Origin of the sequence: Xenorhabdus kozodoii (genome assembly GCF_002632875.1) — a bacterium.
GTDB classification, from domain to species: domain Bacteria; phylum Pseudomonadota; class Gammaproteobacteria; order Enterobacterales; family Enterobacteriaceae; genus Xenorhabdus; species Xenorhabdus kozodoii.
Window position 1 is genome coordinate 1 of record NZ_NJCX01000049.1, and the last position, 7,483, is coordinate 7,483.

General features: G+C 43.3%; 5 protein-coding genes and 3 pseudogenes. 4 read left to right on the forward strand and 4 right to left on the reverse strand.

Annotation, left to right across the window (positions count from 1 at the left end; genetic code table 11):
- Window positions 1-225: 225 nt before the first annotated feature.
- Both Xkoz_RS18595 and Xkoz_RS18600 read left to right on the forward strand, forming a co-directional pair.
- On the forward strand, window positions 226-1,365 hold the full coding sequence (locus Xkoz_RS18595) for an ISAs1 family transposase (RefSeq protein WP_244183519.1): 1,140 nt from the start codon (window positions 226-228) through the stop codon (window positions 1,363-1,365).
- A 114-nt stretch (window positions 1,366-1,479) separates the two neighbouring features.
- Window positions 1,480-2,026, forward strand: a pseudogene (locus tag Xkoz_RS18600) (IS5 family transposase); the annotation flags it as partial.
- A 38-nt stretch (window positions 2,027-2,064) separates the two neighbouring features.
- On the opposite strand, the pseudogene Xkoz_RS18605 reads toward Xkoz_RS18600, so the two are convergent.
- Window positions 2,065-3,567, reverse strand: a pseudogene (locus Xkoz_RS18605) (IS3 family transposase).
- A gap of 58 nt (window positions 3,568-3,625) precedes the next feature.
- Between Xkoz_RS18605 and Xkoz_RS18610 the strand changes: the two are divergent.
- A pseudogene (locus Xkoz_RS18610) lies at window positions 3,626-3,838 on the forward strand (transposase); the annotation flags it as partial.
- A 59-nt stretch (window positions 3,839-3,897) separates the two neighbouring features.
- Here the strand turns inward: Xkoz_RS18610 and Xkoz_RS18615 are convergent.
- Entirely contained in the window at window positions 3,898-4,875 is a 978-nt protein-coding gene (locus Xkoz_RS18615; RefSeq protein WP_099143432.1) for a TIGR03571 family LLM class oxidoreductase, read from the reverse strand.
- Window positions 4,868-6,082 carry an MFS transporter gene (locus Xkoz_RS18620; RefSeq protein WP_099143433.1) on the reverse strand — a complete coding sequence of 405 codons (1,215 nt, stop codon included), beginning with the start codon at window positions 6,080-6,082 and terminating at the stop codon, window positions 4,868-4,870. Before Xkoz_RS18620 ends, Xkoz_RS18615 begins: the two co-directional genes overlap by 8 nt.
- A 127-nt stretch (window positions 6,083-6,209) precedes the next feature.
- Here Xkoz_RS18620 and Xkoz_RS18625 point away from each other — a divergent pair, with 127 nt between their 5' ends.
- On the forward strand, window positions 6,210-7,085 hold the full coding sequence (locus tag Xkoz_RS18625; RefSeq protein WP_244183520.1) for a LysR family transcriptional regulator: 876 nt from the start codon (window positions 6,210-6,212) through the stop codon (window positions 7,083-7,085).
- A gap of 270 nt (window positions 7,086-7,355) precedes the next feature.
- Here Xkoz_RS18625 and Xkoz_RS18630 read toward each other — a convergent pair.
- Window positions 7,356-7,483 (reverse strand): IS1 family transposase (locus Xkoz_RS18630; RefSeq protein ID WP_244183521.1); only part of this gene is annotated, 128 nt, incomplete at its 5' end.

The window sequence follows — 7,483 nt, forward strand, 5'->3', positions numbered from 1 at the left end:
TTATCACGTTCACCTATTGGTTTCGGCTCGAATGTTTCGCTGTCTACGCTTCATTTCCTTTGTTACCGCCGGAGATGCAAGACTCGCTACGTAGTGATCCAGGGCAAACGGGTCTAAATTGACCAATCCGATTAACTGGACGCATTCGGCACATAAATATAGGGCATGAGTCGATGTTTGTGATTTATAATTCGCATACTGACCATGATAACCGTAGAAACTGCCATGCAAGCAACCACGCTTAGTCATTCCTTTGGACACCTCACTGATCCGCGTGTCAACCGCACTAAACAGTATGCCCTCATCGATATTTTAACCATTTCGATTTGTGCCGTGATCTGCGGTTGCGAAGGTTTCAATGCGATTGAAGAATACGGTAAATCCAAAGAAGATTGGTTTCGGCAGTTTCTGGATCTTCCCAATGGCATCCCCAGCCACGACACCTTTAACGATGTGATAAATCGGCTTGATCCCCAAGAATTTGGGGACGCTTTTGCCCAATGGGTGAGCAGCTTAGCCAAAATCTCCGATGACATTATTGCGTTGGATGGCAAAACATTGCGGGGAACGCTCGACAAAGCCAATGGTGCACCGGCTCTCCATCTGGTCAGCGCCTGGTCAGTCGCGAATCAACTCTGCTTTGGTCAGGTGAAAGTCTCGGACAAATCGAATGAAATCACTGCGATCCCCAAGTTGTTGGCACTACTGGATATTGGCGGTTCGACCATCACGATTGACGCGATGGGCTGCCAGTACAAAATCGCTGACCAGATTGTCGAGAACCAAGCCGAGTATGTGCTGGCGTTAAAAAGCAACCAGGGCGAGTTTCATGATGATATCAAACTCTTTTTAGAGACCCCGCTGGCGAACGATTTTACGGGAATATTTCACGCCAAAACCCAGTGCACAGAGGGCGATCATAGCCGTATTGAAGAGCGTCGGTTGTGGCTGGTTAACGATATCGGTTGGTTGCGGGCTCGGCATCCTCAGTGGCATACGCTGGGCGGCATTGCGGTTGTGGAGTCCTGGCGTGAAGAGCAGGGAAAGTCAGCGAGTTATGAAAGACGTTACTATATCACCAGTCACCGTGATAAGTCGGCGGACTTTATCGCATACGCGATACGCAGTCATTGGCACATTGAAACGAAGCTGCACTGGCAGTTAGACGTCAGTTTTGGTGAAGACGGCCAGCGTCTGAGAAGTGGTCATGCCGCTGAAAACATGGCATTAATGAATAAAATAGCCCTTAACCTACTGAAAAATGAGAAAACCGTTAAGGTGGGTGTGAAAACCAAGCGCCAGAAAGCTGGATGGGATAATGGTTATATGCTGAAGGTCCTAACGGTAGGGTTTACGTCAGTATAATTTAGACCCGTTTGCCCTGATATTAGGGGCTATGGACGTTTTGTGGAGGGAATTTGAACGGCATGATGATCTGGTATTATTGTTTTCGCCAAAAAACGTTACCGTGAGAACATCATACCGAGAACTATGTTACCAGCTTCTTTGCGGAGTAAGCTATTTTTATTCATGCAACAAAATGGACTTGTCTACAACAAAAAAGAGCATCGCCTCACTTTCGAAAGCATTCTTTACCGCATGAGAACAGGGATCCCATGGCGGGACTTACCTGAGACGAATTTGGAAAATGGAACACCGTCTTTCGACGTTTTAATGTTTGGTCAAAAAAAGGCATTTTTAATTTACTATTCAAAATGTTGTCTGAAGACACGGATACCGAATGGTTATTTATTGATGGCAGTATTGTACGGACGCATCAACATAGTTCGGGAGCCGCCACAAAGGAAGATGAAGCTATTGGAAAAAGCCTCGGGGACTCTCAACTACAATTTATTTAGCAGTAGACAGTTACGGCTTACCTGTGCATTTTGAGCTTTCCGGTGGTCAAACCCATGATATCGTTCAGGCTGAAAGTCTCGTCACACAATCTCCGGCCTCAGATTTTGTGATTGCAGATAAGGGTTACGATAGCGAAGCCTTCCGAGAAATCGTCAAACGAGGAGGAGCCGGTAATTGTCAACATAGTTGGCACCCTTAATGAATTTAAGCCACGTGTTCTTCTCGTTCGGGATTCAACGTCACTGTTTCTATCCATTGCCAGTTTCTTGTGTTTCGCGACCCGCGTTCCGGATGTGTGAACTTAGCCTGACGATAAACGGCATCCCGCTGTTTTAAAATCACTTTGTCTTCGCCTCTGTGCCGTTGACCGGGTGTCACATAATTTATCCCACTATGACGGTGCTCTTCGTTATACCAGTGGGTAAAATTATTCCCCCAGACACGTGCTTGTGTCAGATCTCTGAAGCCACCTTCCGGCCACGTCGGCACATATTTCAGTGTCCGGAACAGCGATTCCGCATAGGCATTATCATTGCTTACTCGTGGGCGGCTGTGGGATGGCGTGATAGCCAGTTCCTGCAGTTTGACCTGCAGGGTTTGTGATTTCATCGCGGCACCATTGTCGGCATGCAGTATCAGGGGTCACGCCAGCATTTCTCCTGCACAGACTGTGCGCTGTACCAACTCCGCCGCTGACTCACCTCTCTCGGCTTCATGGACTTCATAACCCACGATTTTCCGGCTGAAAATATCCATTATCATATACAGATAAAACCAGCGACCTTTGACGGTTGACGGGAGCCACGTAATATCCCACGCCCAAAGCTGATTGGGGGCGGTGGGTCACTTTTCCTTTTTTGTGTGCCGTCCGCTTCCGCCCCCGGTGATGAACCTCACCGTGACGTCGTAATACCCGGTAAAAGGTGGATTCACACGCCAGATAAACACCGTGATCGGCCAATCGTGGCACGATTTGGGAAAGCGGCAGGCTGGCATATTCCGGCTGGTGACAAACGGCCAATATCTGTCGCTCTTCTTCTGGGGTTAACCGGTTTGCAGGCACTGGCCGGACCGCCAATGTCCGCCGGTCTTCCGGGCTCTTTTGCCAGCGCCGTCAGGTACGCAGGCTCAACGGGAGCTCGTTGAGCGCGACCGTTAACCGGGCGCCCGCCTCAACCGCTTTGCACACCGCATCCCTAATCAGTTGACGATCCACAACCCGAGTCAATCTTCCTCGTTGTCCGTCCCGAAGTGTGCCTGCAACGTCTTTCGCAAAACCAGTATCGCTGCCCGCCTCCGCCAGGGTTTTTTCCTTACGGGCCAGCTCACGTTTCAGTTGTTTGTTTTCTTTCCGGCTCTGTTTTAATGCCGCCTTGTCGTCACGGGCAGGCACTTGTAAGAACGCCTGTTTCCACTGCTGAATTTGCTCAGGATAGAGCCCTTTTTTACGACAATATTCGGCTAATTCAGTGGCACTGAGTGTGGCCGTTTCAATAATGGCCGCCAGCCGGGCTTCTGCGGGCCATTGTTCAGGCGTTTTGTCTGCGCCGGGCACGGGTTTTCCTTCTGCTTTTGCCTGATTATGCCAATTATACAGGGTAGCTTCGAGATACCTTCCATTTGTGCAACGTCGGTGACAGTCATGTTGTACGGCGGGAGCAATTTAGCCAGCGCGGCAGATTTACGCTCGGATGAAATACGGGTCATTTTTTTCTCTATCCGTGTTGTTAAGGAGGGTGCCAACTATGCTGACAGAGAGGGGAGTGCCCCCGTTATTCCCTACCGGAAAAACAGTCGAAAATCGAATAAGAAGATTGATAACGGTTTATACCGTTATCGTCATTTAGTGGAAAATGCGTTCGCCAGAATTAAACATTTTCTTTCAATAGCAACAAGATAAGATAAATTAGAACGAAATTACGCCAGTATGTTGGCACTGGCGTTTATCATTGTCTGGCTGCTAATGTGGGTAGAATAAATGATGAACACAAAACGTCAACAGACCCTAATATGATTCTGCTATATTATATATCTACTCTATATGTAAGGTAATACTTCTTGGGAAAGTTCATTAAGTACATCACCTATTGGACGGCGTGAGCGTCGTAGATGCAATACCATATGATCTATACCTACCAGATGACACTCTTTAAGATACTTAATCAAAGCTTTTCGACCTATTCTTGCTCCAAATCGATGAGGCTCTGGAAGTAATTCTGCATCATTAGCTAAATCTAAATGAAACGCACTTATAAAAATACCCGGAGGGCAATGTAATTCCATTCGTAATTGCCTCCAGGAGGCCGACTGTTCGGCAAGTGTTGAGAATGAGTTAGGATAAACAAATCGCCCCTCCATATTTTGAGCTATCCATTCTGATGTTTGTCTACCTTGGCCAGCAATGATTAAAGGAATATCTCCGTTTATAGGATGTGGTAATAAATCCAAATCCCTACTACTTAGTTCAATATCAACAGATAGTTTTCCTTGTCTCCAAATATCACGCATCTTGGCAACAGAATCCCTGAATAGTTGACCTCGATGTTCAAAATTGACATCTAATAAAGGAAACTCCATTGGCCTATCCCCTGTAGCAACTCCCAAAATTAGACGACCATTAGACAAAGTGTCAACTGATGCTGCAGCTTTAGCCACCATTAAAGGGTGTCTCAAAGGTAATACCACCGCGGCGGTTCCCAAAGCTACTTTCTGCGTGACGCCAGCTAAAAAACCAAGGTTAACAAATGGATCATATACTGATCCAGCATCACCAAAATTATGCTGGTCAAATATTAGAACATCGCGCATCCAAAGAGCTGAAAAACCGGAATAATCAACTTGACGTACTAACTCTTCGTAACAACTCAAGTCAGGAACGCCAAAGGGACGCCCATCAATTTTTCTTTTTTGCTCTCCATCAGGAGACCAATCATTATCTAAAGGTAACTCGATACCCAAAGTTATTTTTTTCTCAGAACGAATTAAATCAATAGATGAAGTAATATTTTTATGCATGATGTCTTACCTTTTTTATATTTTTATCTACTTCATGTTTTCTATCTAAATAACTACTCAGTAACGTTAAGGCTAATGCGACAATAACAAGTAATGCACTAACCCAAGGAGTTGCTTTTAAACCAAGAGAGGAATCTGCAACGTACCCCCCAAGAAATGCAGCTAATGCAATACCAAGGTTAGCTGCTGCTATATTTAAAGCAGAACTGACATCTACACCTTCTGGACGATATTTTTGAGCAAGTTGCACAACATACAGATGCAAACCAGGTACATTAGCGAAACACAATCCACCTAATATAGCCAATGTAACCAAAGTACCTATTTGGCTATGGACTGTAAAACTAAATAATAAAAGTCCTAATGCTTGAAGAGAAAACATTACAATTAAAATAGGAATAGGATTACGGTTCGCTATTCTTCCTCCAATGATATTGCCGATAATCACAGATAATCCATAAAGAAATAAAATTTGTCCTACATTATGGGATGAAAAACCACTAACTTCTTCTAGTAAAGGTGCTAAAAAAGTAAAAGCTACAAAGGTACCACCATACCCGAACAGGTTCATACAAAATGCAATCAACAAACGACCGCTACTCAAAACCTTAGCTTGATCTCGTAAACGACCAGGTTGATCAACCTTAATATCCCTAGGAATTAGCTTTGCAATTCCCAGAAAAGACAATAATCCTATTATTGTTACCAACCAAAAAGTCGCTCTCCATCCCCATAATTGTCCAATAAATGTGCCAATTGGAACACCTGTTGCTATAGCAATAGTTAATCCAGAAAATACTATTGCAATCGCTGAAGCTCGTCGATCATGAGGTACTAAACTAGCTGCAATAGTAGCGCCAATAGCGAAAAATACGCCATGTGAAAAGGCTGTTAAAATTCGAGCTACCAATAGAATTGTATAATTTATACTAGTAGCAGCAATAATATTACCTACTGTAAATAATGACATGAGAATCAACAGCAATGTCTTACGCGGGAAACGCCCAGTTAAAGCTGTGAGAATAGGAGCTCCAAAAGTTGCCCCTAAAGCATATAAACTAACTATTAATCCAGCATTAGGAATGCTAATACTCAGATCGTTGGCAATGTTGGGCAAGATTCCAACTGCAACAAATTCTGTTGTACCAATACCATAAGCACTAATCATTAATGCACAAAGCGCAGGATAGTAATTTCGGGTCGACATTTTCTCTTTCCAAAAGCAAATATGGTATCCCACTATAGAAAGGAAAATAAATGTATACTAGTATTCATTTATTCAAATAACTATTGAACAAAATTCAAAAATGCATAAATTCAATCGTTCGACTGAGATGGCAATCTTTGTACAAGTCATAGAATCATCTGGAATATCGGCCGCTGCGCGCAAGTTAAACATGACACCTTCTGCTATCAGTAAAGCAATAAATCGGTTAGAAAATAGGCTTGGCGTTAGATTATTAAATAGAACAACACGTAAGATACAGTTAACTCCAGAAGGAACTGTGTATTACAACCATTCTGTAAACATATTAGAAAATATTTCTTCTGTTGAACGAGAGGTTACACAAGGAGTTCTTCCCAGAGGAAAAATTCGTGTGAATTGCCATATTCCTTTTGGAAAACACTATCTAATGCCGATGGTTTCTACTTTCTTGCAAAAATACCCTGCAATAACTCTAGACATAATATTATGTGATCAAGTCGTGGACTTACTAGATGACCGAAGTGACGTAGCAATAAGAACAGGCCCTCTAGCCGATTCTCGGTTAGTAGTGCGTCGGCTGGGTAGTAGCCGGATGGTTGTAGTAGGAGCTCCACATTATTTTGAATATAAAGGAACACCAGTAATTCCAGAAGATCTTGTTAATTTTAATTGCTTAAATTTTAGTTTTACACGTCATGTGAAAACTTGGCCTTTCAAAAACTCAAAAGGTATTAATTTATTTTCACCTCACAGCAACTTATTGATTGGTGATGGGGAAGCTATGCGTGAGGCTGTAATTTTAGGATTAGGAATTGCTAGGATGGCTAGATTTCACGTGGCTCCTGATATCAAAGCGGGACGTTTACAAGTCATTCTTGAAAACCATAATCCCGGCGACGAAGAAGAAGTACATGCTGTTTTCATCGGGCCTAGTAATCAAGTTCCTACCCGAGTGCGTGTATTTTTAGATTTTCTAACCGAATTTTGTTACATCAAAAATTAGAACTATAATGCAATCGTTCTCTCCCACACGCTGTTGCTATTAATAAACAGTGTGTGTTTCTTACAGAAACGGTTATCCCTTAATAAGATGATGAGCTGAAATATGAGAGCTATCACAATGATTATCGTCTTATTAATATTTATGAGATTATGATCTCTGTATTTACAACTTCCATTAACAATACATTTTATATTCAGGGTGAGATCGCGAACATTATTTAACCAAAGTCGTTCAGTTTGACCCACGGCTCAACGGTCATGCTCCCAATAGTTAGATTATCCTTGCAAGATAGTATTCACGCTCAATGAACGTTCCGATGATTTTGTCATGCAGGATTTCTGATTTAGAGTAGCAGATCGTTTTCCGATTCAGCCTTTTTATTCGAGTACGCAGGGTCA

Excerpts from the sequence above, each read along its gene's own strand:
- Xkoz_RS18595 (WP_244183519.1), top strand. The coding sequence starts at position 226 with ATGCAAGCAACCACGCTTAGTCATTCCTTTGGACACCTCACTGATCCG.
- Xkoz_RS18615 (WP_099143432.1), bottom strand. The coding sequence starts at position 4,875 with ATGCATAAAAATATTACTTCATCTATTGATTTAATTCGTTCTGAGAAA.
- Xkoz_RS18620 (WP_099143433.1), bottom strand. The coding sequence starts at position 6,082 with ATGTCGACCCGAAATTACTATCCTGCGCTTTGTGCATTAATGATTAGT.
- Xkoz_RS18625 (WP_244183520.1), top strand. The coding sequence starts at position 6,210 with ATGGCAATCTTTGTACAAGTCATAGAATCATCTGGAATATCGGCCGCT.